Origin of the sequence: Mesorhizobium sp. M7A.F.Ca.CA.001.04.2.1, from assembly GCF_003998485.1 — a bacterium.
Lineage (GTDB): Bacteria > Pseudomonadota > Alphaproteobacteria > Rhizobiales > Rhizobiaceae > Mesorhizobium > Mesorhizobium ciceri.
In genome coordinates this window covers 1-25,155 of record NZ_RZQT01000035.1, presented here as the reverse complement: position 1 = coordinate 25,155, position 25,155 = coordinate 1, and the positions used below count along the sequence as shown (strand labels likewise).

General features: G+C 61.9%; 26 protein-coding genes, 1 tRNA gene and 1 pseudogene. 12 read left to right on the top strand and 16 right to left on the bottom strand.

The features are described from left to right. The first annotated feature begins 5 nt into the window (after positions 1-5). Entirely contained in the window at positions 6-962 is a 957-nt protein-coding gene (locus EN955_RS13910) for a LysR family transcriptional regulator (RefSeq protein ID WP_024505493.1), read from the top strand. On the opposite strand, the gene EN955_RS13905 is transcribed toward EN955_RS13910, so the two are convergent. Continuing rightward, entirely contained in the window at positions 895-1,521 is a 627-nt protein-coding gene (locus EN955_RS13905; RefSeq protein WP_024505494.1) for a TetR/AcrR family transcriptional regulator, read from the bottom strand. The genes EN955_RS13910 and EN955_RS13905 overlap by 68 nt on opposite strands. A gap of 66 nt (positions 1,522-1,587) precedes the next feature. Between EN955_RS13905 and EN955_RS13900 the strand changes: the two genes are divergently transcribed. Continuing rightward, positions 1,588-2,013, top strand: coding sequence for a VOC family protein (locus tag EN955_RS13900; protein WP_013530166.1), 426 nt, complete (start codon positions 1,588-1,590; stop codon positions 2,011-2,013). A 9-nt stretch (positions 2,014-2,022) separates the two neighbouring features. Here EN955_RS13900 and EN955_RS13895 read toward each other — a convergent pair whose 3' ends face one another. Continuing rightward, positions 2,023-2,973, bottom strand: a complete 951-nt coding sequence (locus tag EN955_RS13895; RefSeq protein ID WP_024505495.1) for a trypsin-like peptidase domain-containing protein — start codon at positions 2,971-2,973, stop codon at positions 2,023-2,025. 226 nt (positions 2,974-3,199) lie between these two features. On the opposite strand from EN955_RS13895, the gene EN955_RS13890 reads away from it, so the two are divergent. From EN955_RS13890 to EN955_RS13880, 3 genes are all read left to right on the top strand, one after another. After that, positions 3,200-4,072 carry a S1C family serine protease gene (locus tag EN955_RS13890; RefSeq protein ID WP_024505496.1) on the top strand — a complete coding sequence of 291 codons (873 nt, stop codon included), beginning with the start codon at positions 3,200-3,202 and terminating at the stop codon, positions 4,070-4,072. An 8-nt stretch (positions 4,073-4,080) separates the two neighbouring features. After that, entirely contained in the window at positions 4,081-4,710 is a 630-nt protein-coding gene (locus EN955_RS13885; protein WP_024505497.1) for a helix-turn-helix transcriptional regulator, read from the top strand. A gap of 110 nt (positions 4,711-4,820) precedes the next feature. Next, positions 4,821-5,687, top strand: a complete 867-nt coding sequence (locus EN955_RS13880; protein ID WP_013530170.1) for an NAD(P)-dependent oxidoreductase — start codon at positions 4,821-4,823, stop codon at positions 5,685-5,687. Between the two features lie 133 nt (positions 5,688-5,820). Here the strand turns inward: EN955_RS13880 and EN955_RS13875 are convergent, their stop codons facing one another. Next, positions 5,821-6,336, bottom strand: coding sequence for a TIGR00645 family protein (locus EN955_RS13875; RefSeq protein WP_024505498.1), 516 nt, complete (start codon positions 6,334-6,336; stop codon positions 5,821-5,823). Between the two features lie 304 nt (positions 6,337-6,640). Next, a complete protein-coding gene (locus EN955_RS13870) occupies positions 6,641-8,872 on the bottom strand; it encodes an OmpA family protein (protein WP_127223429.1) in 2,232 nt (743 codons plus the stop codon). Between the two features lie 197 nt (positions 8,873-9,069). Between EN955_RS13870 and EN955_RS13865 the strand changes: the two genes are divergently transcribed. Together EN955_RS13865 and EN955_RS13860 are read left to right on the top strand one after the other, a co-directional pair. After that, complete coding sequence (locus EN955_RS13865; protein WP_013530173.1) at positions 9,070-9,516, top strand: YcgN family cysteine cluster protein; 447 nt, start codon at positions 9,070-9,072, stop codon at positions 9,514-9,516. A 256-nt stretch (positions 9,517-9,772) separates the two neighbouring features. Continuing rightward, positions 9,773-10,129: a hypothetical protein gene (locus EN955_RS13860; RefSeq protein WP_013530174.1), complete on the top strand. Its 357-nt coding sequence runs from the start codon at positions 9,773-9,775 to the stop codon at positions 10,127-10,129. A 211-nt stretch (positions 10,130-10,340) separates the two neighbouring features. Here EN955_RS13860 and EN955_RS13855 read toward each other — a convergent pair whose 3' ends face one another. Next, positions 10,341-11,054 (bottom strand): SIMPL domain-containing protein, encoded by a 714-nt coding sequence (locus tag EN955_RS13855; RefSeq protein WP_013530175.1) that lies wholly within the window; start codon positions 11,052-11,054, stop codon positions 10,341-10,343. Positions 11,055-11,188: 134 nt separating this feature from the next. On the opposite strand from EN955_RS13855, the gene EN955_RS13850 reads away from it, so the two are divergent. Continuing rightward, positions 11,189-11,264: transfer RNA gene (locus tag EN955_RS13850), tRNA-Ile, on the top strand. A 215-nt stretch (positions 11,265-11,479) separates the two neighbouring features. Here the strand turns inward: EN955_RS13850 and EN955_RS13845 are convergent. From EN955_RS13845 to EN955_RS13835, 3 genes are read right to left on the bottom strand one after another with little or no spacing between them, the layout of a single operon-like run. Next, positions 11,480-13,168 (bottom strand): recombinase family protein, encoded by a 1,689-nt coding sequence (locus tag EN955_RS13845; protein ID WP_024505448.1) that lies wholly within the window; start codon positions 13,166-13,168, stop codon positions 11,480-11,482. Beyond that, positions 13,165-13,671 carry a DUF2924 domain-containing protein gene (locus EN955_RS13840; protein ID WP_081714441.1) on the bottom strand — a complete coding sequence of 169 codons (507 nt, stop codon included), beginning with the start codon at positions 13,669-13,671 and terminating at the stop codon, positions 13,165-13,167. The genes EN955_RS13845 and EN955_RS13840 overlap by 4 nt, the downstream gene beginning before the upstream one ends. A gap of 5 nt (positions 13,672-13,676) precedes the next feature. Further along, complete coding sequence (locus EN955_RS13835; protein ID WP_024505449.1) at positions 13,677-14,051, bottom strand: DUF3489 domain-containing protein; 375 nt, start codon at positions 14,049-14,051, stop codon at positions 13,677-13,679. 365 nt (positions 14,052-14,416) lie between these two features. On the opposite strand from EN955_RS13835, the gene EN955_RS13830 reads away from it, so the two are divergent. Further along, positions 14,417-15,403, top strand: coding sequence for a 5'-nucleotidase (locus tag EN955_RS13830; protein WP_024505450.1), 987 nt, complete (start codon positions 14,417-14,419; stop codon positions 15,401-15,403). Between the two features lie 167 nt (positions 15,404-15,570). Here the strand turns inward: EN955_RS13830 and EN955_RS35365 are convergent, their stop codons facing one another. The 6 genes from EN955_RS35365 to EN955_RS13800 all read right to left on the bottom strand — a co-directional run bounded on the left by EN955_RS35365 (position 15,571) and on the right by EN955_RS13800 (position 21,755). Then, a complete protein-coding gene (locus EN955_RS35365) occupies positions 15,571-17,391 on the bottom strand; it encodes a hypothetical protein (protein ID WP_024505451.1) in 1,821 nt (606 codons plus the stop codon). Next, the gene (locus tag EN955_RS13820) at positions 17,388-18,572 is read right to left on the bottom strand and encodes a DUF2235 domain-containing protein (protein ID WP_024505452.1); all 1,185 of its coding nucleotides are present in this window, start codon (positions 18,570-18,572) and stop codon (positions 17,388-17,390) included. The genes EN955_RS35365 and EN955_RS13820 overlap by 4 nt, the downstream gene beginning before the upstream one ends. Positions 18,573-18,636: 64 nt before the next feature. Then, the gene (locus EN955_RS13815) at positions 18,637-19,773 is read right to left on the bottom strand and encodes an SAVED domain-containing protein (protein WP_024505453.1); all 1,137 of its coding nucleotides are present in this window, start codon (positions 19,771-19,773) and stop codon (positions 18,637-18,639) included. Continuing rightward, positions 19,766-20,215 (bottom strand): hypothetical protein, encoded by a 450-nt coding sequence (locus EN955_RS13810; RefSeq protein ID WP_024505454.1) that lies wholly within the window; start codon positions 20,213-20,215, stop codon positions 19,766-19,768. Before EN955_RS13810 ends, EN955_RS13815 begins: the two co-directional genes overlap by 8 nt. A gap of 2 nt (positions 20,216-20,217) precedes the next feature. Then, entirely contained in the window at positions 20,218-21,465 is a 1,248-nt protein-coding gene (locus EN955_RS13805; protein ID WP_024505455.1) for a nucleotidyltransferase, read from the bottom strand. A gap of 68 nt (positions 21,466-21,533) precedes the next feature. After that, positions 21,534-21,755: a DUF2188 domain-containing protein gene (locus tag EN955_RS13800; protein ID WP_024505456.1), complete on the bottom strand. Its 222-nt coding sequence runs from the start codon at positions 21,753-21,755 to the stop codon at positions 21,534-21,536. Positions 21,756-21,914: 159 nt separating this feature from the next. Between EN955_RS13800 and EN955_RS13795 the strand changes: the two genes are divergently transcribed. From EN955_RS13795 to EN955_RS35360, 3 genes and pseudogenes are all read left to right on the top strand, one after another. Continuing rightward, positions 21,915-22,283 (top strand): helix-turn-helix transcriptional regulator, encoded by a 369-nt coding sequence (locus tag EN955_RS13795; protein ID WP_024505457.1) that lies wholly within the window; start codon positions 21,915-21,917, stop codon positions 22,281-22,283. Next, positions 22,283-22,804: an ImmA/IrrE family metallo-endopeptidase gene (locus tag EN955_RS13790; protein ID WP_024505458.1), complete on the top strand. Its 522-nt coding sequence runs from the start codon at positions 22,283-22,285 to the stop codon at positions 22,802-22,804. The genes EN955_RS13795 and EN955_RS13790 overlap by 1 nt, the downstream gene beginning before the upstream one ends. Before the next feature lie 8 nt (positions 22,805-22,812). Beyond that, positions 22,813-23,307, top strand: a pseudogene (locus tag EN955_RS35360) (exonuclease domain-containing protein); the annotation flags it as partial. A gap of 380 nt (positions 23,308-23,687) precedes the next feature. Here EN955_RS35360 and EN955_RS13780 read toward each other — a convergent pair. Together EN955_RS13780 and EN955_RS13775 are read right to left on the bottom strand one after the other, a co-directional pair. Continuing rightward, the gene (locus tag EN955_RS13780; protein ID WP_024505460.1) at positions 23,688-24,224 is read right to left on the bottom strand and encodes a polysaccharide deacetylase family protein; all 537 of its coding nucleotides are present in this window, start codon (positions 24,222-24,224) and stop codon (positions 23,688-23,690) included. 41 nt (positions 24,225-24,265) lie between these two features. Next, the coding region (locus tag EN955_RS13775; RefSeq protein WP_127223428.1) for a histidinol-phosphate transaminase at positions 24,266-25,155 on the bottom strand (890 nt) is incomplete at its 5' end.

Genomic DNA, 25,155 nt, shown 5'->3' with positions numbered 1-25,155 from the left:
TAGCGATGCAGCCCAACCCGACGCTCGATCAACTTCAGATCTTTGTGACAGTCGCCGAAGCCGGCAGCTTCTCGGCCGCCGGCCGCAAGCTCAACCGGGCACAGTCCGTCATCAGCTACGGCATCGCCAATCTCGAGGCGCAGCTTGGGCTGAAACTGTTCGAGCGCGAGGGCACGCGTGAGCCGCAATTGACGGAGATCGGCCGGGCGATGCTGGAGGACGCACGGCGCATGATCGGCGTGCTGCAGCGCATCCGCTCGCGCGTCGACGGCCACCACCAGGGGCTCGAGGCCGAGGTCGCGCTGTCGGTCGACGCGACGCTGCCGTCACCGGTGCTGGTTCGGGTGCTGAAGGCATTCGAGGCGCAGTTTCCGACCGTGATGCTGCGGCTGCACATCGGCACGCTCGGCCTGATCCCCGACCATGTCGTCAGCGGGCAGGCCGACCTTGGCATTGGCGGCCTGCTGGGCGATGTCGACGTGAACCTTGTGCGCATCGGCTTCATGTCGATCGTGCTGGCCGCCGCGCCCACCCACCCGCTGGCCTTGCTGCCGAAACCGGTGGCGATCGAGGATGCGCGCGAACACACCCAACTTGTCGTCACCGACCAGTCGGAGCGCACCAAGGGGCGCGACTTCGGCGTCTATGCCTACCGTACATGGCGGCTGACGGATGTGCGCACCAAGCATATGCTGATGCGCGAGGGGCTGGGCTGGGGCGGGCTGCCGCGCTGGCTGATATCAGACGACCTAGCGAGCGGCCGGCTGGTCGAGATCGACCTCGAATCCTTCAGGGAGGTGAGTTCGCCGCTGTTTGCCATGCATCGCAGCGATCGCAGCCCGAAGCCGGCGGCGGCCTGGCTGATCGACCAGTTCAAGCGCCAGCTCGGCTGCTTCAACGAGTTCGAGCCGGGCGAGGTGCCGGATGAGGAGCACGAGACAGCCCATCGATCAGCGCCATGAGCACGGCGCGGTAATCTTGCGCTGAGGCGCCGGCCTCGATGGCCAGGGCGGCACGGTCGAAGGCGGAGCCGAGCAGTGCGGTCAGCGCGTCGGCCGGCAATCTCGTCATCGTCTGCGCCCGCATCGCCGCGACCAGCCCTTCGCGCAGAGAGCGGTTGCCGTGGCGATTGTCGATCGCGTCCATGGCGGCGCGGCCAAGCACGGCCGGGCCGTCGAGCAGCAGCAGCCGCGTGCGTCCGGGCGCGCGCATGGCGGCGAGATAGGCGTCGGAGCCGGCAATCAGCGCGTCATGGGCAAACAGCGATGGCGGCGAGGCGCGCTCGATCTCCTCGGCGACCGCTGCCGCCTCCTGCTCGACCACGGCAGCAAACAGTGCCTGCTTGTCGGCAAAATGATGGTAGAGCGCGCCGCGCGTCACGCCGGCGGCGGCTACGATCTCCGGCGTGCCGGTCTCGGAATAGGATTTCTCCGTGAACAGCTTTCGCGCCGCGGCAATCAGGTGGGCGCGCGTCGCTTCGGTGCGGTCGCGGTTGGAACGACGCGCGAAATCGTGTTGCATACATGCAGCCTGTATGTTAATTCGGTTTACATGCAGACTGTATGTTAATTGACGGGAGAAGGAAAGATGAAGACCACGAGCTATTACCCGGTGCTGATGACCGGCGACGTCGCCGGCACGGCGGCCTTTTATGTGAAGCATTTCCGCTTCCAGCCCCTGTTCGAAAGCGACTGGTATGTGCATCTGCAATCGGGGGAGGACAGAAGAGTCAATCTCGGCATCGTCCAGGGCGACCATGAGACCATCCCGGAAGAGGGGCGGGGCCGCGCTTCGGGCCTGCTGATCAATTTCGAGGTTCGCGACCCGGACGCTGTCTATGAGCGCGTCGTCGCCGCCGGCCTGCCGATCCTGCGCTCGCTGCGCGACGAGCCCTTCGGCCAGCGCCATTTCATCACCAAGGACCCCAATGGCGTGCTGATCGACGTCATCAAGCCGATCCCGCCGAGCGAGGCGTTTCTGGCGCAGTATGCGGAAGGGGTGGCGGGAGCCTGAGCGCCCGCCTCAACTGGCCCTTGCCACCGGCGTCACCGTCACCTGGCTGACACCGGTGCGGCGCACGACGGTGCACAGCGTCTCGCGGCCGATGCGTTCGGCGTCGAGCATGCGCACCAGGTCGTCGACGCCGGTGACAGGACGGCCGTCGATGGCGGCGATGATGTCGCCTTCTTTCAGGCCGGCCTTGGCCGCCGGGCCGTCCTTCTCGACGCTGCGCAGGCGAACCGCCGTGCTGGTCGAGACTTGCGACAACAGGGCGGCGCGGCGCGGCAAACTGGCAGTGTCGGCCGAGACGCCGATGAAGGCGCGGCGGACACGGCCGAAGCGGATGATCTCCGAAATGACGAAATTGGCGGTGTTGGAGGCGACCGCGAAGGCGATGCCCTGCGCGCCATGGATCATGGCGGTGTTGACGCCGATCACCTCGCCGACCGACGAAACCAGCGGCCCGCCGGAATTGCCGGGGTTGAGCGCTGCGTCGGTCTGGATGACGTCGTCAATCAGCCGGCCGGTCGAGGCGCGCATGGAGCGGCCGAGCGCCGAGACGACGCCGGAGGTGACGGTCCATTCAAAGCCGAGCGGATTGCCGATGGCGATGGCGATCTGGCCGCGCCGCAGCCGCTTGGAATCGGCGAGCGGTGCGACATCGGCAAAGCTGCCGTCGGCGCGCACCAGCGCGATGTCGGTGTCGGGATCGCGGCCAAGCACGCGGCCTTCGCGGGAGGCGCCGTCCGGCATCGAGACGCGCACTGTCCTGGCATCGCCGACGACGTGGAAATTGGTAACGACCAGTCCGTCCGGCGCGATGACAAAGCCGGAGCCGTGGCCGCCCTGGCCGCCGACGCGTTCGATGCGGCAGACGGCCGGGCCGATGCGGTCGACGGCGTCCGCAACGGTCGTCGAATATGCGTCGAGCAATGTATCGTCAGGTTCGAATTTGGCTGCGGCGAGGGCCATGGAAGGGCTCCGTATTTTCGGGCGAAAGGATGATTTTTTTCCTGTGCGCGTCGTTGTCCCAAAACCGCTGAGCACTTTTGGGCGACACGCACTATATGTGCGGAGCGGCTGGAACCGCCGCGACCTGACCAGATGGCCAGTCAAACCGGCAACTAGCCGTCAGGCGAGTACCTCTGAACGCGCTGTCGAGCGATATCTGGGGCATGGATGAACCCAGGAGACCAATATGAGCGATTTCAATCTGAGCGCGTTTTCGCAAGCCATCGCCGATCTCGCCTCCCAGGCGGCACCGGCAACGGCTGGCTTCGCCACGCATCATCACCGCACGGCAAGCGCCTTCCACTGGCGTGACGGTTATTTCGTCACCGCCGAGGAGGCTGTCGAGGCCGGCGAGGAGATCGAACTGACGCTGGCCTCGGGTGAGGCGGTGAAGGCAGAACTGGTCGGCCGCGATCCGTCGACTGGCGTTGCCCTGCTGAAGCCGGCTACGGCCATCAACGCCGTGCCGTTGGCCAGGGCTGACGCGGTGCGGCCAGGCAACATTGCCATCGCCATCGGCAATAGCAACGGGTCGGCTCTGGCCGTTTCGGGCTCGGTAGGCGAAGTCGGTCCGGCCTGGCGCTCGATGCGCGGCGGCACCATCGACCGGCGCATCAATCTGGCCGTCGGTGCCGGCGGCCGTTTCGAGGGCGGCCCGGTTCTCGACGCCAAGGGTGCGCTGATCGGCATGCTGCTGTTCGGGCCGCGCCACCGGGCGCTGGTCATGCCTTACGAGACGATCGAGCGGGCGGTTGCGACGCTGCGCGAAAAGGGCCTTGTCGCGCGCGGTTATCTCGGCGCCGGCCTGCATCCGGTACGCGACCGCGACGCGCATGGCGCGATGGTGATGAGCCTCGATGACGATGGTCCCGCCAAGGCCGCCGGTCTCTCTCTCGGCGATATCATCGTGGCGTGGAACGGTGAGGCGGTGCATGGCCCGCGCGACCTGATCCGCAGGCTCGGACCAGACAGTGCGGGCGCTTCGGTGACGCTCGGCGTGGTGCGCGGCGGCGAACAGCGCGATGTCGGGCTGACCATCGGCGAAAAGCCGCTGAGCTGAGGGCATCCATGGACACGCTCACCAGCGACCGGATCATGCATGACGGTGCCGTCTCGCGGCGGCTGGTGGTGCTGATTGCGCTTGGCGATGCGTCGCGCGCCGAGCGCCTGGCGGCCTCGCTGGCCGCGAGCGATGACCTGCTGCCGGTGGTGGCCGGCAGGGCTGACGTCGCCATCGTTGACGACAGCAGCGGCGGTGCTGTGCCGGCCGCCATTCCCCGGGTTCTTCTATCGGGAGGCGCCAATGGCGAACGGCCCGCGGGCGAGGTGTTGGCCGTCCTCGAAACGGGCGCGGACGATTTGTTGATCGCTGCGGCGGCGCGGCTGGCGGCGGCCGGCTATCGGGTATCGGGCGAGCGCAGAACCGGACGCCATGAGGATTTCCATACTGGCGATGGCGAGCCGTTCGAAGATGAAGCCTCCGACGAGCATGCCGTCCGTCCTTCGCTGTCGCCGCGCGAGGCGGAAGTGCTGGCGCTGCTGGCCGAGGGCGCACCCAACAAGGTGATCGCGCGGCGGCTGAACATTTCCGTGCACACCGCGAAGTTCCATGTCGCCGCAATCCTGATCAAGCTCGGTGCCGCCAACCGCACCGACGCGATTGCCACTGCGATGCGGCAGGGGCTGGTGCTGGTTTAGTCATAAACCCTACGCTGCGTAACGCGGTGTCCGGCGTGTCGGGTCTTGCGCTGTGGTCGCCCGCCGCGCAAAGCTTCGCGTCTGACGTGTTGCAAGGGAGGCGCAAGGAAATGTCGCTCAAGGGAAAGACGCTGTTCATCTCCGGCGGATCGCGCGGCATCGGGCTGGCGATCGCGCTGCGCGCGGCGCGCGACGGCGCCAATGTGACGATCGCGGCCAAAACCGCCGAACCGCATCCGAAGCTGCCCGGCACAATCTATAGCGCGGCAGAAGAGATCGAGCAGGCCGGCGGCAAGGCGCTGCCCGTGCTGTGCGACATCCGTGAAGAGGCACAGGTGGCCGAGGCGGTCGCCAGGACCGTGGAAAAGTTCGGCGGCATCGATATCTGCGTCAACAATGCCAGCGCCATCCAGCTCACCGGCACGCTGGAAACCGACATGAAGCGCTACGACCTGATGCATCAGATCAACACGCGCGGCACCTTCCTGGTGTCCAAAATGTGCATTCCGCACCTGAAGTTGGCCAGCAATCCTCACATCCTGAATCTGGCACCGCCGCTCGACATGAAGGCCAAGTGGTTCAAGAACCATGTCGCCTACACGATGGCCAAGTTCGGCATGTCGATGTGCACGCTGGGCATGAGCGCCGAGTTCGCCAAGGACGGCATCGCCGTCAATTCACTGTGGCCGATTTCGACCATCGACACGGCAGCCGTGCGCAATCTGCTGGGCGGCGCGACGGTGGCGGCAATGAGCCGTTTGCCCGACATCATGGCCGATGCTGCGCATGCCATCTTCATGCGGCCGGCGCGCGAAGCGACCGGCAATTTCTACATCGACGAAGAGGTGCTGCGCGCCGAGGGCGTCAGCGATTTCTCGATCTATGCGCCTGATGCGACCGGGCCGCTGGCCGGCGACTTTTTTGTCCCCGACGAGGTGTTTGCCCGCACGGACAGCAAGATCAGGAATATTTACTAGAGCTGTTCGTTTTGACGCGACGGGCGTCGAGCCAAGACCTTCGCCACCAGCAGAGTCGTGGGAAAGCCCTGCTCGAACAAGGCGGTAGGGCATCGTTCCTGCGGGATTGATTCAACGTCCGGCAGGCGCAGGCTCACGCCTCGTCCTTCTTGCCTTTGCTCAGGCCCATCAGCCGGTCGATATAGGCGAGCATGAGCGCCGAGACGACGAAGGCGAGATGGATGATGGTCAGCCACATCAACTGGTCGGTCGTGTAGGACGATGAGTTCAAGAACACCTGCAAGAGGTGGATCGACGAGATGGCGACGATGGTCGAGGCAACCTTGACCTTCAGCGAACCGACATCGATGGTGCCCAGCCAGTGCACACCGCCGTCCTGGTCGTCGAAGCGGCTGACGAAATTCTCGTAGCCCGAGATGATGACCATCACCACCAGCGAGGCGACCAGCGCGGCATCGATCAGGCCGAGCATCTTCAGGATGGTGTCGGTGTCACCGAGCGTGAACGCCAAGGTAATGAACTCATAGAGCTTCTTGCCGAAGGACAGCGCATAGACGGCCAATGCCAGGGCCAAGCCTATATAGAAAACGACGAGCAGCCAGCGTGAAGCGAGAATGATCGATTCGATGGCGAGTTCGAGACGCTTCATGGGATGATTCCGGCGGGTTATCTCTCAGCAATGGCCGTATTCGACGAGGCCGCCACCGTTTGCAAGACAAAAAACCCCGCCGAACAAGGTCCGGCGGGGCTCAATGCGTCCCGCTGGAGTCGGGACGGGGCAGGGAACGCCCAGCACCGAATCTGGGGTGGCTGCGCTCGCGATTCAATGAGCCGTGTCTAATGCCCGTAAAATTCTTGTTGAACCCGACACATCCATCCACCCCCGGTTGTGCCGGGGGGGGATGCTTCTCTTGCCGATTCCACAAACCGGGTCATGATTTTGAAATCATGACCTAATTGTTGCTGGCGACCGGTGCCACCAGCGAGGTGATGCGGCGGATGGCGACGCGGCGGTTCTCGCGGTTGGGCGCCGCCGTGTTGACCTTCAGATACTCCTCGCCATAGCCCTGTGTCGTCAGGTTTTCCGGCGGGATGCCGAAGGCATTGGTCAGAGCCTCCGCCACCGCTTCCGCGCGGCGATCGGAAAGAGCGAGGTTAGCCTCCGGTGTGCCGACCGCGTCGGTGTGACCTTCGATCAGGAAGGTCTCGGCCGGGTTCTTCTTCAACAGCTTCTCCATGGCGGTCGCTACGCCCTCGAGCTTCTGCACCTCGGTGTCGGAGATGGAGGCCGAACCGAATTCGAAGTTGAGCGTGTCGAGATCGACGCGACGTGCGATGTCGCGCACGCGGGCCGAACGCTTGACCTCGTCGATCGAATAGAGGCGCTGGACCTTCTCGACCGGGGGCTGTTCGAGGAACTCGTAGTAGTCATCGGGGCTCTCGACGTCCTCGGAATCGAGAATGTATTCCCGGCGCGGGATGGTCAGCCGCATCGGCGGCAGGTCGTCGCCGGGATCACGCCAGTCGCTGTCATCTTGATAGTGCCGCTCGTCGACATAGCTCAGCACATATTCGTGTCCATCCGGCGCGATGCGCGAACGCTGGATAACGTCGCCATAGCGGTTGCGGATGGTGACGATCCGGACACCGTTGTCACGCTCGACGATTTCCCGGGTGCGATCGCCCGACAGATCCTCATAGTAGACTTCTTTGGCACCGCGGGTGACGCGCGGGGCGTCATTGCTCTGGACAAATGTCTGGTTGTTGAACTGCAGGATGACGCGATCGCCGAGTTTCCTGACGACGTCGACGCCTTTCGGACGCCGACGATCGCGGGCGATCTCATCGGGCGCACGCTCTACGCGCGTACCCTTCTCCTCGGTCACCGGGACGATCTTCTCTGGCTTGATCTCCTGCTGTGCGGCCCTGTCGTCGGTGGGCGGCGGACCCTGGTCGATGGGAGCAGCCACCGGCTTGCGGCCCTGATCGCCACCTTGCTGGGCATTTTGTCCGCCATTCTGCTGCTCGCCATCCTGCTGAGCATTCTTGTCGCCACGTTTGCGGCCGCCGCCCCTGCGCTCGGCGTCCTTCTGGCTGTCCAGGATGGGAGCGGCGTTTGGATCGGCCGGTGCTTCGCCCTGCACCGGGTTTTCGCCCTGTGCCGGTGCTGCCGTCTGACCATTGGCCGGTTGTTCGCCGGTGGCGGGTTGTTCGGCCGTCGCCGGCTGCTCGCCAACAGGTTTCCTGCCGTGCTTCTTCGTCGTGTCCTGGGGCTGCTCGCCTTGGGCCGCCGGCTGCTCGCCGGCAGGGGCCGTCGCCTCTCCAGCGGGAGCTTCCTTCGGCGCCGGGGCGACTTCAGGTTGGGCTTGCTGATCCTGCTTGTTCTTCTTGCGCGGCTGGGCCTGCTCGCCGGGCTGATTGTCGTTGGCCGGCGCGACCTGTTCGGCCGGCGTCTGCTCAGTCTGCTGCTGCTGATCACGCTTCTTTCTGCGCGGCTGCTGTTCCCCTGCGGGTGCTGCCTGTTCGGCCGGCGCCTGCTCGGTCTGCTGCTGCTGGTCACGCTTCTTTCTGCGCGGCTGCTGTTCCCCTGCGGGTGCTGCCTGTTCGGCCGGCGCCTGCTCGGTCTGCTGCTGCTGGTCACGCTTCTTTCTGCGCGGCTGCTGTTCCTCTGCGGGTGCTGCCTGTTCGGCCGGCGCCTGCTCGGTCTCCTGCTGCTGATCACGCTTCTTCCTGCGCGGCTGCTGTTCTTCGGCGGGAGCGGCCTGTTCGGCCGGCGCCTGCTCGGCCTGCTGCTGCTGATCACGCTTCTTCCTGCGCGGCTGCTGTTCCTCGGCGGGAGCGGCCTGTTCGGCGGGCGCCTGCTCGGCCTGCTGCTGCTGGTCGCGCTTCTTCCGGCGTGGCTGCTGCTCCTCGGCGGGCTGCTCGCTCTGGGCAGGCGCGGCCTGCTGTTCAGGCTCGGCCTTCTTGCGCTCGTGTTTCTGTTCGGGTTCCGCCTGCTGCTTCTGCGCGCAGGCCTCGGCCGATTCGCCCTCGGCGCATGCTGCTTGCGCCAGGATGAATGGGGTTGCCGTGCGCTGGGCAAGACCGGACGCGACACTTCCCTGAAGCGGGAACGCGCCCAACGGCGCGGATGCCATCAACAGGCCAAGTGCGGTGCCTGCCAGAATCCGTGGTTGGCGTTTCATCGAAATTCTCCTTGTGGGGTCCCATCCTTGCCGAAACCGATCTTGTGCCGATTGGTTCCAGTCTGGCACGGATAGAGGCCGTACGGGGCGATTGACCGACCTTTTGAAGGCAACTTCATGTCATTCACCTAGCGATAGCCGCAATTGCGACCATTGCCGCGCTTGACCTTGCCCGCGGCCGGGGCCACATCCGGGAAATGGAAACGCCATTCTGGAAAACCAAGGCGCTGGAGGCGATGAGCCCGGCCGAGTGGGAATCGCTGTGCGACGGCTGCGGTAAATGCTGCCTGTCAAAGCTTGAGGACGAGGACACCGGCGAGATCTACTGGACCAGCGTCGGCTGTCGGCTGTTCGACGCCGAGACCTGCCGCTGTTCGGACTACGCCAACCGGCTGGCGCGCGTTCCCGACTGCGTCGGGCTGACGCCGCAGAATGTGCGAACCATCAGTTGGCTGCCCAGTACCTGTGCCTATCGGCTGGTTGCCGAGGGCCGCGACCTCTACTGGTGGCACCGGCTGGTGTCTGGCAGCGCCGAGACCGTGCATGAAGCCGGCATCTCGATGCGCGGCCGGGTCAAGGCGAGTGAAACCGATCTTGCCGAGCCGGAAGACTATTTTGACTATGTGCTGGACGAGGAGCCGTAGGACCAGCCGCGGCGAGCAACAGCCCTACGTTCGAAGGCATTTGGCCAATCCGCGGGGGGTCGGAATCGGGCGCCGAGTCAGGCATTCCGGCCTTCACCAAGGGCTGGGGAGGATGGCGAATGGCCGGAACTTCCTTCTTCCCGCCATATGAACCGGAGATGAACGGCAGGTTCGTAAAGAGTTCAGACAGGCAAGCGCATTCTCCCCCCATCGGTTCACGAGGACGGGCGAAGGCCCGCAAAAAGGAGAGAAGACGATGTTCAACACGATCAAGACGGCAGCCCTTTCGGCCCTGGTCGGTCTCGGCACGCTGGCGGCCGTTCCCGCCCACGCCGACAGCCTCTATCTCGGCTTCGGCAACAACAACGACCCGCGTTTCGGCGTCTATACCGGTGACGACGGTTATCGCCATCGCCGTGATGAACGCCGCGGCGACTGGCGCCGTGGCTGCTCGCCGGACCGCGCCCTCGACAAGGCCGAACGCATGGGTCTCCACCGTGTCCGCATCGTCGACGTCAACCGTCGTACGGTGAAGGTGGCGGGCCGCCAGGACGGCGACCGTGTCGTGGTGGTGTTCGCCAATGAGCGCGGCTGCCCGGTTATCTATCGCTGAGGTTCGACAATTAAGGCCGACCCTCTTTGAGGGTCAGCCTGGCAGCATGATCTTTAGCAAGATCAGCTGGGACTAGCGGAGCCCCTTTCCGGTTGAAGGGTGTGGCTCGAAAAACCCCGCGGGAGCAATCCCGCGGGGTTTTTCATGCGTGCTATTGGCTGGTGATGCATCGGTGGCTGGGCAAGACCCAGCCACGGATCCTCAGAGCCGCTTACTTCAGTTCGAAGGTGACGGTCACCTGGACATTGTAGGAATTCTCGCCGGCCTGCACGGGAGCCGCGCCACCCGCCGCGGCATCGAAGGCCTTGGCGTTGATCGGCATCGGCGCCGGCGCAATGTTCTGATCTGATATCTCGAGCACCCGGCCGAGGCTGGCGCCTGCGGCCTCGGCCAGCGTCTTGGCCTTGGCCATGGCGTTGGCGACCGCCTTCTTGCGCGCCTCGGTGACCGTGGCTGCCGGGTTGTCATTGGTGAAGGCGATGCCGCCACCCTGGTTGACGCCGAGCGACACCGCCTTGTCGAGGATCTCGCCGGTCTTGTCGACATCGCGCACCCGCACCGAAAGCGTGTTGGTCACCTGATAGGCGACGAGTTCGGCTTCCTGGCTGCCGTCCGGCTTGTTGGTGTAGTTGTAGCGCGGGTTGATCTGGATGCCGGCGGTCTGCAGGTCCCGGTCCTTGATGCCGGCGGACTTCATCGCCGCGATCACGGCGGCCATGGCGTCATTGTTGGCGTCGAGCGCGGCGCGCGCGGTCTTGGCCTCGCGCATGACGCTCAGCGTCAGGACCGCCAGATCGGGGGCCACGGTTGCTTCGCCTTCGCCCGACACGATGATGCGGGGCGGCGTCGGCAGATCGGTGGCTCCAGCCATCGCCGGAAAAGCGATTGCAGCGGCGAGCGCGAGAGGCAAAAGATGTCTGGTCATGAAAATCTCCTTGGTCTGCGATCAAGTCGCAGACGTCGCGTAGAGCGCGATTATGGGTTGATTTGGGCGATCTGGGGAAGCCCGTCGGGAAAGCCTTGTGCCGCGATGCGAAAAACATTAATCCAGCCCGCGTGGGGCCTGTAGCTCAATGGTTAGAGCCGGCGGCTCATAACCGCTTGGTTGGGGGTTCGAGTCCCTCCGGGCCCACCATCCAGTCCACCCGATTTCCGGGGTTTTCGACCGTCTCGGAATAGCTCCGACATTTCCGTGGGTTAGCGCCATGCAGTGGGCAACACTTGGCTGAGACGACGCAGTTAGCGCCCAAAACACCTGACTTTTGGTCGTCCGTCTCTGTCGAGCGAATTCCGTAGCCAAGTGTTTGCCGAAGTGATGGTCGACTGATCAGCGAGATGCTCGCCGGATGGTTAGAAGCCGAGGAGTGAAGCCTGGTCAGCCCAGGCAAGGGGGAGGTCCGACAATCGGGACAGCCGGTGCGCCGTCAGTTCAACAGGTTGATCACCTGCAACGATGTTGGCCGCAATTTTCGGAGCGAGGAGCGCGAAGGGCAGGAGGCGGCTAACCTCGGATGCATCGGTGCCGTTGAGCATGGCAACGTCAGTGAGGCTTCGGTGGGCTCCGTCGGTAAGTTGGCCGAGGTACAAGTGGGCTCGACGCAGAAGGTCGATCAAAGCACCATCGAGTTCTCGGCTGATGTTAGATCCGTCTGTAAGCAAGATCCGCGTTTCGACGCCGCGCCGCTTCATACCGATTGGGCATTCGATGGAAGTTACCTGGGCGCCCTCGTTTGGTGGCAGTGTCCGGTCGAGAAGCAATTCCGATAGCGAGCGGCGATCCAGTTCGATGGTCAATAATCCAAGCTTGAGGGTGATCCTGCGAACGATCTTTTGGAGCAGAGATCGCTTCGCATCCGTAGTGCCTGAGGCCCAACACGACCGCATCTCGTCAACTCGCCGCATCGCTGCCTGGATTTCTCCAGAGTCTGCCCATTGCCGAATCCAATCAGACAGTTGGGCTTGATCACTGAGAATCCGATTCAGGCGATGCTCAACAACTGATTCAAGTGCGGGTGCCGGAAGACGCCAGCCCTCGGAACCTTTCCTGCGCTCGTCGACGAACTGCTTTGAGACATAGTATCGGTAGCGAACACCTTGCTTGTTGGCATGAACCGATCGCAGTTTCTCGCCGGCTTCATCAAAGAGCAAACCGGTGAGCAAATGGGCTTGCGTGACATTGGAATGGCTTCGCCGCTGCGGCGCCTGCGAGGCGAGAAGCACCTGGGCCTGTTCGAACGTAGCCGACGTGATGATCGGCTCGTGCTCGCCATCGTAGACCTGGTCCTTGTGCCTGATCTTGCCGACGTAGACCGGGTTCGAAAGCAGGTGGTAGAGGTTGCCGCGACAAAACGGCATGGTGACGGCAACTGATCCGTGTTTGAGTTGTCGCGATCGTGTGGAAAGCCCGTCGCTCGCAGCCTCATCGACAAGGTCGCGCACTGACCTCAGGGTGAGATAGCGGGCGAAGAGGTGTCTGACTGTTTGTGCCTCGGTTTCGTCAATCACCAGCTTGCGGTACTCGACGCGATAGCCCAGGGGCACCACGCCACCCATCCACATGCCTTTCTTCTTCGAGGCCGCGATCTTGTCGCGGATACGCTCTGCTGTAACCTCTCGCTCGAACTGGGCGAAGGACAAGAGCACGTTGAGCGTGAGCCTGCCCATTGAGGTTGTGGTGTTGAACTGCTGCGTGACCGAGACAAACGAAACAGAGCTGGCATCGAAGATCTCAACGATCTTGGAAAAATCCATCAGCGAACGGGTGAGGCGGTCGATCTTGTAGACAACCACCACATCGACTTTTTTGTCCCGGATGTCTTGCAGCAGACGCTGCAGGGCAGGGCGCTCCATCGTGCCACCCGAAATCCCGCCGTCATCGTAGTGGTTTGGCATCAACTTCCAGCCAAGACCGACCTGCGATGCGATAAAGGCGGCGCACGCTTCGCGCTGGGCATCGAGCGAATTGAATTCCTGCTCCAATCCCTCTTCGGTCGATTTGCGAGTGTAGATCGCGCAGTTGAGGCGAGGGATTGCTGTCAAAGGCCAAAGAACCTCGGGCCAGACCAATGGGCGCCGGTAATGCGGCGGGCGACAGCCGACAGCGATCCGTAGGTCTTCCCGTCAAGTACAAAGCCGTCGTCAACGACTTCGACGATGTGCATCCGGCCATTCCATTCTCGCATTAGGCGCGAGCCGGCCTTGGGTGGAATAGATCTCGGCGGCGACGCCACTACCTTGTCCGATGACGTTGGCCGGGCCGATTGAACTCCCTCCCGGCGATCCGGTCCAGTATTGCTCGGTTGGACAGCCTTTACGTTGGACCGGCGCGCGTTGCCTGCTCCGAGTGTTTTCTTGACGGTCGAAGGTAAACTACCCAGTCGCTTGGCCTGGACATGCCAGGCGGCCGACCGTTCAAGCAACCCACGTTTGACCCCTTTGGGCGGCGGGCAGCCATAGGCCTTTGTCCATGCTGCCGTGAGTTCATCACGCGTGAGATCGCCGATCCCGGCGATCTCACTATCCAGATCCTGTCTTTTGCGCATCAAGGTCAACCGGCGGTCTTCGCCTCGGCAATGCGGTACCGCCTTTGTCCGTCCTTGCCGGTTTCGCTGAGCAGTTCGTGGCCAAGCTTCTTCATGACGGTACCGGAGAGGAAACCCCGCACCGAATGCGCCTGCCATCCCGTCGCATCCATCAGGGTTTGGATTGTAGCGCCTTTGGCCGACTTCAGCTTCTTGAGGACGATGTCGGTTTTGGTAGGCGCTGCGGGCGCTTCGTCCTTTGCCTTCTTGACCGTCATCGAGACGGTCACCACGGACTTCTCGCGCGGCTTCCGGGTTGGGGGGCTGTTGTCGACGCGGGGTGCCGTATCGGCGGCTTCCGCATTGTAGGCCTTCATAGTGGTGTTGTTGAAGATAGACATTTCAAATCTCCATCAGTTAGAAGCCCGGACCATTCCGGCGCTTGTACTGGCCGAAGCCCGCTGTCTCGGCGGGCTGGAGATTCTGCTCGTTCTTAATCCATTGTTCTTCTGCTGCGCTGGCAACACCAATGCTTCGTTGCCGTATGAAGTCCAGTCGAATATCGCTGCTTCGAGGGCTTAGACCACAATAGTGGACCTTGCCACGACGTGTCGATGCTCCCAAGTCCATCTGGCATTTGAAAAGTTAGGAAATCGCGATGAAATGACAGCGATCTGCAATGAACCGCAGATCTTCAATTCTTCCGAAATGGGTCAAATATAGAAAGGGCATTGCCTACGCTGGCTTAATATCGGAGGAAGGGCAAATGGAAATCGCGGAAGCCGCTCTTACAGCCGAAGATGACAAGGGGAATGGCGATCCAGGGTCTACGCTAAGGGCCAGCCCTCTCCGCATCGGAATCTCTACGCGCGCTCTTTTTGATCTGGAGGAGGAACATCGCGTATTCGAGAACTACGGCGTTAAGTCGTATGCGGCCATGCAGCTCGAACGCGAGGACGTGATCCTCCGCAGGGGTGCTGGCTTTGAGGTAGTCGAGCGGTTACTCGCGCTGAACGATTCTGAGGCTGCTCCGTATGTTGAAGTGATCCTTCTGTCCCAGAACTCGCCCGACCTCTCTCTCCGAGCGTTCAAGTCGATCGATCATTATGGGCTTGTCGTCAAGACAGGCAGTTTTACTAGCGGGCGGTCACTTGCTCCTTTTGTTCCTGCTTGGGGCATCGACCTATTTCTCTCAAACGCGGACACGGATGTAAAAGGAGCGGTGGACGGCGGAGCAGCCGCTGCGCGGCTTGGCTTGGCACCCAAGGATCGTGCCGAAACACCCCAGGGCGAGGTCCGGGTCGCGTTCGACGGCGATGCTGTAGTGTTTGGCCCCGAGTCCGACGCAATCTACAAGGAAAAGGGCCTGGAGGCTTTCCTTGCGCATGAGACCGCGAACGCGAGCAATCCGATGGCGCGCGGCCCGTTTGGCAATTTTCTTCACAAATTATCGGCATTGCGCCGAGTTTTCCTTAATGAGGGCAACGTGAGTAAGGTCCGCATCGCACTTGTCACTGCCCGGAACGCCCCTGCGCATGAGCGCGTAATTCGGACGTTGAGAGCGTGGGGAACACCGGCTGACGAGGCGCACTTCGTAGGCAGCCGTGAGAAAGCACCAATCCTGAAGGCGCTCGGGGCCCACATTTTCTTCGATGATCAAGAGAAGCACGTTTTAGGCGCGGCGGCAGTGGTTCCTGCCGGCCATGTTCCCGGACCTCACGATCCGGCTGCGCCGGTAATCCCGGCCGGCTGATCCTTCAGGATTAGATCTCGTTCGCTTTGACTGAGCGTCCGAACGTGACGGCATGCGATCTGGGCATAGTGGAAGCCGAATGGCGGCTTTGCGCCTAGTCTCTGCCGTACATCAGGCTCAATGTAACATCCAAAAAGCGGTCGTTCGATACGTGACTACGGCTTTTCTCATGGGCGACACACCACATATCCCCGGACACCCATCTCGACGCAGGCTGAAAAATAGCTCATCAGCAGCCAATACAACTGAACGAAATGCGGTGAAGGCGTCGTTCCCTGCGTTGCTGCGGTTAGCACATCCTGTACTTGGGTTCGGCTCAGTGAGGACGTGACGATGAACACGCGCTGGAGCACATCGGGAGCCGAGCGCGCCGCGTCGAGCTTCACAGCGATTTCCTGCAGAGTCCCGCCACGGATCATGCGGGCAATTTCGGTTTGAACGCCACCATTACGGTATCGGTCGTCCCAGGTTGCCAGTTTCCCGGGAAGCATGTCGCTGGGGAGCCTCATCCGGCCCAGATTCTTAATGGCCTGGCCGACTGAGTCATGAAACGCTGAAGCGCTGAGTGATGGATTGCCGTGCTTCGCATGATAGAAGCTGATCATCTTTGGACTGCTGGTAGTGCTGATCCCGATGAAATCGGCCCATTCATCCCCAAGATCGTCACAGAGCAGCACATCTTCACTAGTCGCGATTGTGTCGACCACCGAGCGGAATACAGAACCTTGGGTGAAGACGATCTGCCCTGGCGCGAATGTACCCTTCTCACTGGTACTCTGCTCAAGTGACTGATTGACTTGAAGATGTGCGAGCAATGCCGTGCCGCCACTCGCCAGTGCTTCGTCGCGAAACAGCGCGCCATCGATGTACGCGAGAGCAAGGTCGCTGAAGAGTATGGTGAAGAGGTTCTCGCGGTCGATGAATCGAGCAAGCGACACGGCGTCGATATCCTCGCCCAACGGAAACTCGCGCCGTTCGATAGAGATGCCGGCGATAGCCAGAAGATCGAGCGCTTGCAGGGCGATCCGCGTGGCTCCGATGCGCAGGGTTGCTATTTGGGTAGTGCCGTCGCCTGCTCTGACCTCGTGAAGGCCTCGGCGGGTGACAATCAGAAAAGCTGGTTCAAGCGCTCTTAACAGGGCTTCCGCTTCTGCTTGAGGCAGCGCTTCTACGCCATTGTCACCCTCACGTATCAGTCGAATGCCGTCGTCTACAGTGAACAGGGCATCGGCCAGACCCATGGTATCAATGCCGACAAAGGTTGGGCGAACCTGCGCTGGAAGCGCGGTTAGTTCGATCGGGCGGGCAAAATTGCGGATGAAGCCTGCCACAGCACCGACCTCGGCTTCCAGCAACTCCGAGATCTCTGTCGCCCAGGCAACCGCAGCCTCCACCCCCGCACGATCGGCGCGCAAGGAAATCCTTCCCGTGGTCGGCGTCGCTGAGTAAACGCCGTCCGCGCGGCGCACGCTGTACCCCTGCGGAATGAAGCGGCTAGCGCTGTTCGTAGCCACCGCGTTTTCGAGGTCACGGGCCTCAAGGGTCTTTGAACGAAGGGCGAGCGGCGAAATCGACATGTTGCGCAATCGAAGCTTCTCAAACACGGCATCGTGCCGCGCGATCGCACGTTCGATGCGCTCATTCGCAATCTTACCGAGAAACGCCGTCTTGAACGCGGACGGAATGTCGAGGCCAGACTTGAACACCGCTACGTGTGGGCCGCGCTCGACGACCACCACATACCCGAACACCCGCTCGATGACTTCAGCCTCCGCGGCTAGAAATGAAACGTCTCGTTCATAAGAGAAGCAGATTGCGGAGTAGCGTGCTTCACCCAATGCCACCCGATCGATCCGGAACAAGTTCTGCGAAGGTTGGCGCGTCTGCGCGCGCAGAGCGCGGAAGAGCTTGTCGATCGCGTCGTTCGAAAGTGAGCGTTTCCGCTGATAAAAATAGCCGGATCGTCCGATTTCGAGATGTTCGATCATCGCTGGCCTCGCTGGTTGCAGGTTGCTCCGGTGCTAGGACCGACTAGCGTGAAGTCATCTGGAAGATTGGTCGGTTTATAGCCCGTGGCCATCCGCTCAATGACCGAGTGGTGGAGCAGTGCACCTTCGGGGATGTTGCGCGGCTCCGCGCGCGGAAGATAGTAGCCACCACCAGTGCTCATCTCCGGGAAGCACTTCCACTTGCGGTTCTTGGGGAGAAACTCCAGCGGCCACCATGCGGCAGTCATCGAATTGTGGATGGGTCCCTTCGCGTCGGGTGCGACATACATACGCTTCCCGCCGGGCAGGGGGTCGCCTTCGGCAAGATGACGAAACATGCTTTCATCGATCCGGAAGCCGTTTTTTTGCGCCTCACGAGTCATCCAGACCAGTGGGAATTTTGCAATTTGGCTTTCAGCCTCTGCCCAACCACCACCGACATCGGAATGGTCCCCGGCAAACCAGACCGTCTGCTCATTTTGCGCGCCTTCAGCCTCAGCGAACGGATCAGGTCTAAAGGACTGCCTTGGCGTCCAGCTGTAGAGGCGGAACATGCGTCGACGCTCATCAATCGCCGCCGCTTGGCGGAAGACGCGGACGCTGGGATTGGATTTGGTGTAAGGCAGGAAGGACTGAGTAGGCAGACGAAATAGCCCGGGGCGTACGAACACCGAAGCGACGGTGTCCCAGACGCCGAGGAAATGAACTGGTACCCGGCGCCCACCAATCACCCGCCGAAACTGCCAGGCGGCTTCGAGGCTATCCTCATGGTGAGCTCGCTTATAGGCCTTGAGCGCATAGTCGACCAGGTTGTGTTGGTCGGGTTCAAGCAAACCTAGGAGATGGATCAGACCTGCAACCGCTCGCGCGGTGTAAGCACCTCGGCTGAAACCGAACAGAAAGATCCGGTCACCAGGCTGATAGGTGTCGATCAGATAGCAATAGGCGGCGAGAATGTTCGCATCGAGCCCACAACCCGTGGCTAGCCCGAAGGCGGCCATCGCGCTTTGTCTGGCAGGACTCCAGTCGGTGACGAGAGGCACCGTACCGATACCTGGATGGTAGAAGACGCGCTGGCTGTCGCTGCGCTCTGCACAGCGAAAAAGTTTCACCACATTGGTGAGATTATCATTGACCTCGTTGCTGGTGCCATCCAGCAGCAGGATCAGATTGCGTGCCATAGCGCTCCCCAGGTTGCGTTTTCTGAGATTGCCGCGGTATCGCGCTCGTTGCCTGGTCTGATCTTCATTCCAGAACCCCGATCGTCAGTGCCGGTACGAAACCTTTTTCGCGTTGCTGATCATAGACGCGAAGGTCGGGATCAGCCTTCGGCATCCACACCCTCCCGGTTTCCACTGCCAGCGATGCGGGTAATGCGGGAAAGACATGGATTGGTGTTGTGTCGCCATGGCGTGCTTTGATGGCATCGAATAGCAATCGAAGCGCCTGGCGGTAAGCGACCTGATCCTCGGGGCATCGAACGATGTCGTTGTGTGGGGCCTCGGCGCACAGGCTCCAGATCGCAGCGTCCTCCCCCAGTACCCTTTCGATCCGGCCGTCGGTGATGGTCGCACTGACGCCCAGCTTTAGTGCCACCGCCCCGGCGCGATCCACGGCAGGCTCCCTCCGGCTGTAGCGGATCGTTGGGCAGTCGCGCTGCCATGCCCATGTCGCCGGTTCACGGTGACGCTGGTGCACGACCATGGGGACAATATCGCACAAGAGCCGCCCTAGCTCGACTAGCAAGGGCTGCGGAGCAAGGGCGAATACGCTTAGGTGCCGGATATCCTGGCGCTCGATCCGACCTCCGACACGCGCCGCGAAATTGCGCTGCAGATTTATTTGTTGCATCGCCCAGAAAGTGGGATCGGCATCGGTGAAAGCGTTGCCGGTCATCTCCAGGTCAATCGTCTGTTGACTGGCTGGATGATGATCGGGCGGCATCGCGGTGAAGATAGCGCGAGTGGAAACCAGGGCCTCATTCGCGCCTATACTGGCACCGAACCGCAGAACATGGGATGCGCGGTCATCGTCGATCCCTGTCAACAGCGCTACCCGTGCCTCGTGCTCGGCTTTCATTGCCAGCAAGAGTGCTTCGGGATGGCCGTCCTCATCGTCTACATCGATCAGTTTGTGATGGACCGAACATAGGAGCATCAGATTGTCGAGGCTCTTAGCCAGCTTTGCCGAGCGGACAGGATCGCCGCGCGGTCCGGTTGGACTGTCGGCTACAATATGGGCGATGAATCCGAACAACGCGTCCTCATTGCCGGAGATGAGGTCGCCGACGAGATCGTGATTGCAGCCACGGTACTGGCAGCGTCCGGCCGCGCGCGCCCAGAGTGCCGACTGCACCTTTTGCTGGGCTTTGGTCTTAGCCATTGGCGGCCTCCACATGACGGCCACTCGCCGTCCATTTGCCGGTGGCGCGCCAGCCTTCATAGGCGGCCAGCCATTCGATGGTCCAAGGCACCGTCGTCTCCGCGATCAGATCGACTGGCGACCAGTCGCCTGCCTCGGGATCGAGCAGGCACAGCGTCACATTTCCATCAGGGCTGTAATAGACGTGCGGCAGGCGACCTTCAGAATCGCCGGGGCGTGGCCGCAGAGCGGGCGATAGGATCGAGACGCGCGGCTGCAGGCGGCGTGGGTCTAGATTTTCAATGGGCATCGGCGCACGGTAAAGGATGCCGACGAGGTAGGTTTGAAGCAGTGGCCGCACCGGCCCTTTCCAAACGGCGGTTTCGGCTTCGCGCGCGACCAGGGTGAGTTCCGGCCAGATCGACTGCATCGCCTTGATCTGCGCATCGATGCCGAACACCATGGTCAGCGCCTCTCACCCATGTTGGTGTGGGCGCGCGCCGCCACCGGCGCCAGGGCGCTGGCGCCGGTGATGATCGCTGGCGCCGCCGGCGTAAAGAGGCCTCCTGTGCGGGTATAGCCATGCTGACCGGCCCGAATCTGTTGGCCAAGCCGCTTGTTGAAGGCATCGACCGAACGGGTCACGACGCGCTCACCGAACTGCTCGCGAAGCCAGTCCTGAAGATCCTCGAGCTGCATGCCACTCTCCCGGGCGGCCTGAAGGCCATCGGCGAGGGTGTTAAGTGCCCGCGCATAATGCCGCTGCCGGGCTTGGTTGTCGGGCCAGCGGTCGGTGAAGCGCTCCTCGTAAAATTCGGGATTTGGAACGTCGAGCAACTTGTTCTGACGCGCGGCCTGATCGATCGCCCGTGCCGTCCAGCGCGCCTGGCGCATAACCATGTCGGTAAGGGCCATGCCCGGCATTGCCGCATGGCCGGCATGACAGGACAACATGACCGACGGCGGCATCCGGCCCGCGGCATCCGCATAAAGAATGTTGCGATGGCGCTTGATCAGTTGAAGCGCGACCGTGGTGACGTTCTTGATGATGAGCGGAGTCTGGTCGGGCACCTCCTCGACATCGGCAGTGTAGAAAGCAAGGCCGTGCTTGGTATAGAGCTCACGGTTAAGCGCGATGGCAAAACGCTCTTCCACCGGCGTGCGGTCATTATACCAGGCACAAAAGCCAAAAGCGTTCATAGGTACATAGCGATGCTCGCTCGGGCGGCCCTTCTTGGCGTGGGCGATCACACTCTCCTTCTCCTTGACCGCCAAGCGTCGGGCCGGCGTCACGTCGAGGTGCATGCCATCAGCATAAAAAAGGGTAATGCAGCGGGTCTTCCGCTCGATCCGCGAGACCGTATATCCCTTGAGCGCCCGTTCAAGGAGGTCGAGCAGCGCCTCTGGACCTTCATTGCCGCCCAGGATTTCGGCTACGGCATCGAGATCGTATTCATCGTCGGTCCCGCGGGTAGAAATAGTTGCGTCGATCGCCATTGAGCCCTGAGGATAGAAGCTCGAGACCCGCCCTTCGAGAGGACTGCCCGGACGATCGACATGACGGCAGACCGCCTCATATCGCTCGACGGCCTTGGCATGGAGGCCGGGCGGAAGCTGAAGGTTGATCGCAATTTCCGCGAGGATCGCATCTAGCGGATCACCGAAAGGGTCGGCCGGCCGGCCATCGCGGAATGGATTGAGAGAATGAGCCATAGCTGCATGGTCCTTTGATGATCAGCCGCCGTCCGACAAGACAGGTTCGCGCGGCTTGTTCGTTTCGGTCAGCCTTTCGGCGGGTACGGGTCGTTGCCGTAGGAGTTCGCGTCCCGGATGCGGCCGTCCGGTCGGTGGATGACGACTTCGCCACGCTCGCGGATGGCGGTGCTGCGCGCGGCTTGGGTCGCTTGGGCCTGCGTGTCGTGGATCGAACCGACGCGCGAAGAACCTTCGCGGCGGGCCGCCCAACCATCCTGATGGGGAACGACATGGATACGCTTCGACATTTATTGCTCCTTCGAGTCGTCGCCGGGCTCGTTGTCCGACAGCAATAGGATTCCGCAATCCATTGGATGTGTCAACCGACAATCACATTCGTATGTTTGCAATAAGCACAAAATGTTTGTGCTATTGACATCCGGTAGAACGGAAAGCAAACATTGCGCATGACAACAGACCCGATTTACAGCGCTTTTGGAGATGCGGTGGCGACGCGTAGGAAGGCCATGAACCTCACGCAGGCTCAGCTCGCGGGCAGAGTCGGCATGTCTCGCGCTTCGATCGCAAACATTGAAGGTGGTCGGCAGAACATCCTGCTGCATAACGTCTACGCCTTGGCCAGCGCGCTTGATTTCAGCAAAGTGGCAGAGCTGTTGCCGCCGATGCCTCAAACACAGACGGGGAGGGAAATCAAAATGACGCTTTCGAATCAGTCGTTCACTGATCACAGATTATCCGAGTCGGCGGAGGCTCAGGTGGCAGAGCTGATCACCAATGCTCTCAAGCCGCGTAGAAATGTTAGGTCCGGGTCGTGATCATCGCGGACGTTTCGCACGCTCGCGCAGCAGCTCGCAAGCTACTTCAAGATTTCGGCGTCGCCATGCCGCCGGTCCCGATAGAGCGGATCATTAAGTCCCGCAAGATCGTCCTCCAATATGCGCCCCTCGAGGAAGATCTATCGGGTATGGCCTATATCAAAGACGGGGTGAGCATCATCGGGATCAACGCGCTGCATCATCCCAACCGTCAGCGATTCTCCGCGGCGCACGAGCTGGCCCATCACGTGCTGCACGACCAAGAGATTCGCCAGGCAGTTCACGTCGACAAGGGCATCCGCGTTCTTTTCCGTGACGACGTTGCCTCACTCGGAACGGAGCCGATGGAAATTGAGGCCAACGCTTTTGCTTCGGAGCTGTTGATACCGGGGCCTTTGCTCGCTGCCGCCGTCGAGGGAGGTGGAATTGACTTGGAAGATGAGGCCGCGATCGAGGCGCTCGCTCGCCGCTTCCGAGTCAGCCCGGCAGCTATGCGTTTCCGACTTAGCCGAGGCGAATAGTCCAAGCAATGAGCTTCGTTTTCTTCGATACGGAGACAACGGGTCTCAAGCGCGGTTTTGATCAGATATTGCACTTCGCCGCCGTGCAGACCGACGCGGATTTGAACGAGCTGGGGCGGTTCGAAGTGCGATCGCGCCTAATGCCCCATGTTTTGCCACATCCCTCGGCCTTGCTGACCAACTCGCTGCCTATCGGACAACTCATCGATCCGCAGCTCGAATCGCACTACACAATGGTTAGCCGTATTCGCGAAGCTTTGCTCCGGGCCAGCCCCACAATTTTCGTCGGCTTCAACTCCATTCGCTTCGACGAGGAGATGGTGCGCCACGCGCTGTTCCAATGCCTCTATCCCGCGTATCTCACCAGCAATCACAAGAATTGCAGGGCCGACGCGCTCAGCTTGGTGATGGCGGCCGACGCGGTTTCACCAGCGCAGCTGATTATCCCGCGCAATTCCGAGGGCCGGCGGACTTTTCGTCTGCAACCGTTGGCGGCAGCCAATGCCGTTGCGCACGAACGTGCGCACGATGCGCTTTCCGACGTCTTGGCGACGCTGGCACTTTGCAGGTTGGTCCGCGAGCGCTCGGCCGAGCTTTGGCAACGCTTCGTACGATTTTCTAACAAGGCGGCCGTTGCAGCCTTCGTCGATATTGAGGATGGTTTCATCTTGACCGAGTTTTTCGGTGGCGAAGCCTATCATGCGCCCGTGGTCTGCCTCGCCCCCGATCCTGATATGCCGAATGGACGGCTCTGCCTCAGTCTTCACGAGAATATTGACCGGCTTGCAGCCATGTCCGCTAACGATCTGATCCCTCATTTTTCCGCGAAGCCGTCGCCAATGCGGCGGTTGCGCGTGAACGCTGCGCCGACGCTGACAGCCCTTTATGATGCGCCGGACAGCATGCTCGGGAGGCTGGGCCGGCCTGTGTACCAGCCGAGCGGGCGAATGCCGCTCAGGCGCTGGACGGTATCGACGGTCATCGCGATATGCTGGCGTTCCTCATCCTCGCTCAGCGGTGCGTAGTCGATCCAGCGCCAGCCATGGCAGACAATGTCACTGCCCAGCGCCGCGATTGCCTTGCCGGCCGCCGGATTGAGCTCGAGCGCGCGCCCCACCACGTAAAAAGTCGGGATGATCTCCTTGTCCTGAAACAGTGACAACAGCCGCCAGACGCCGACGCGTGAACCGTATTCGTAGAGCGATTCCATGTTGCGGTTGCGCAGACCCGGCACCGCCGGGGATACGGCAAGATCCGACAGGATCGCCTCGGAGACGCCGTCGCCTTCGCCGATGCTGTATTCGGCGCCTTCCTCGTAGTTGACGACGATGTTGAGCGCCAGCTTGGCGCCGCCCGGCCATTCAACGGCCGGAGGATTGTCGCCATAGCCGATTAAATCACGGGCGGGCAAATACGGCATTCTCGAATCTCCTCGGTATGCAGAATATGGGGTCGCCGGATCTATGCGCTGGGCATGTCGATCAGTATGCGCAGTGCCCGGTCCATCATCTCTTGTGGACCGACCGTCGCGCGCAAACAGTCGGTGAGGCCGTAACCGCCCAGGCCGCGGACGATGATATCGGCGCCGCGCAAGGTTCTCTCGGCTGCCTGCGCGGCGGCTGTGCTGGAGAAGCCGATCAGCACGAAATTTGTCCGGCTCTCGGGAACATGGTAGCCGGCAGACCGCAGATCATGCGCAAACCGATCGCGAATCTGGGTCGTCCGGGCCACCGTTTCGCGCATATAGGCCTGGTCTTCCACGGCCGCGACGGCCATTGCGAGGCTTGCCATCGTGACCTGGTTCGAGTTCTGCATCTTGCGCACCTCGGCCGCGACCGAAGGCGGAAACACTCCCCAGCCGACGCGCGCGCCGGCCAGGCCATAGGCTTTTGAAAGCGTGCGCAGCACGACGGTATCGCCACGCGCGACCAGCGCAAAAATCGGTCCGGGGTCTTGGTCGTCGAACTCGCCATAGGCCTGGTCGATCACCAGAAGCACATCCTGCGCCAAGGCGGCGCGCAAGCGCAGCAGCTCGGCGTTGCGAATACCGGTGCCGGTCGGATTGCCGGGATTGCAGACGAAGACGATCCGCGTTGCAGGCGTGACGGCAGCCAGGATGCTGTCTGTCGAAACGGTGAAATCGTGCTCTGCCGCCTTGATGTAGGCCGCACCAACACGCGCGGCGGCGGAGGCTGCGAAATTATAGGCATAGGAAGTGCCCAGCACCTCGTCGCCTCGTCCCGCAAAGGCCGCGATGGTGCAACTGATCAGGTCCATCGAACCGGCGCCGCACAAGATCAGATCGGCCCCGACCCCATAGCCCCGCCCAATCGCCTCGCGCAGCGCCGTCC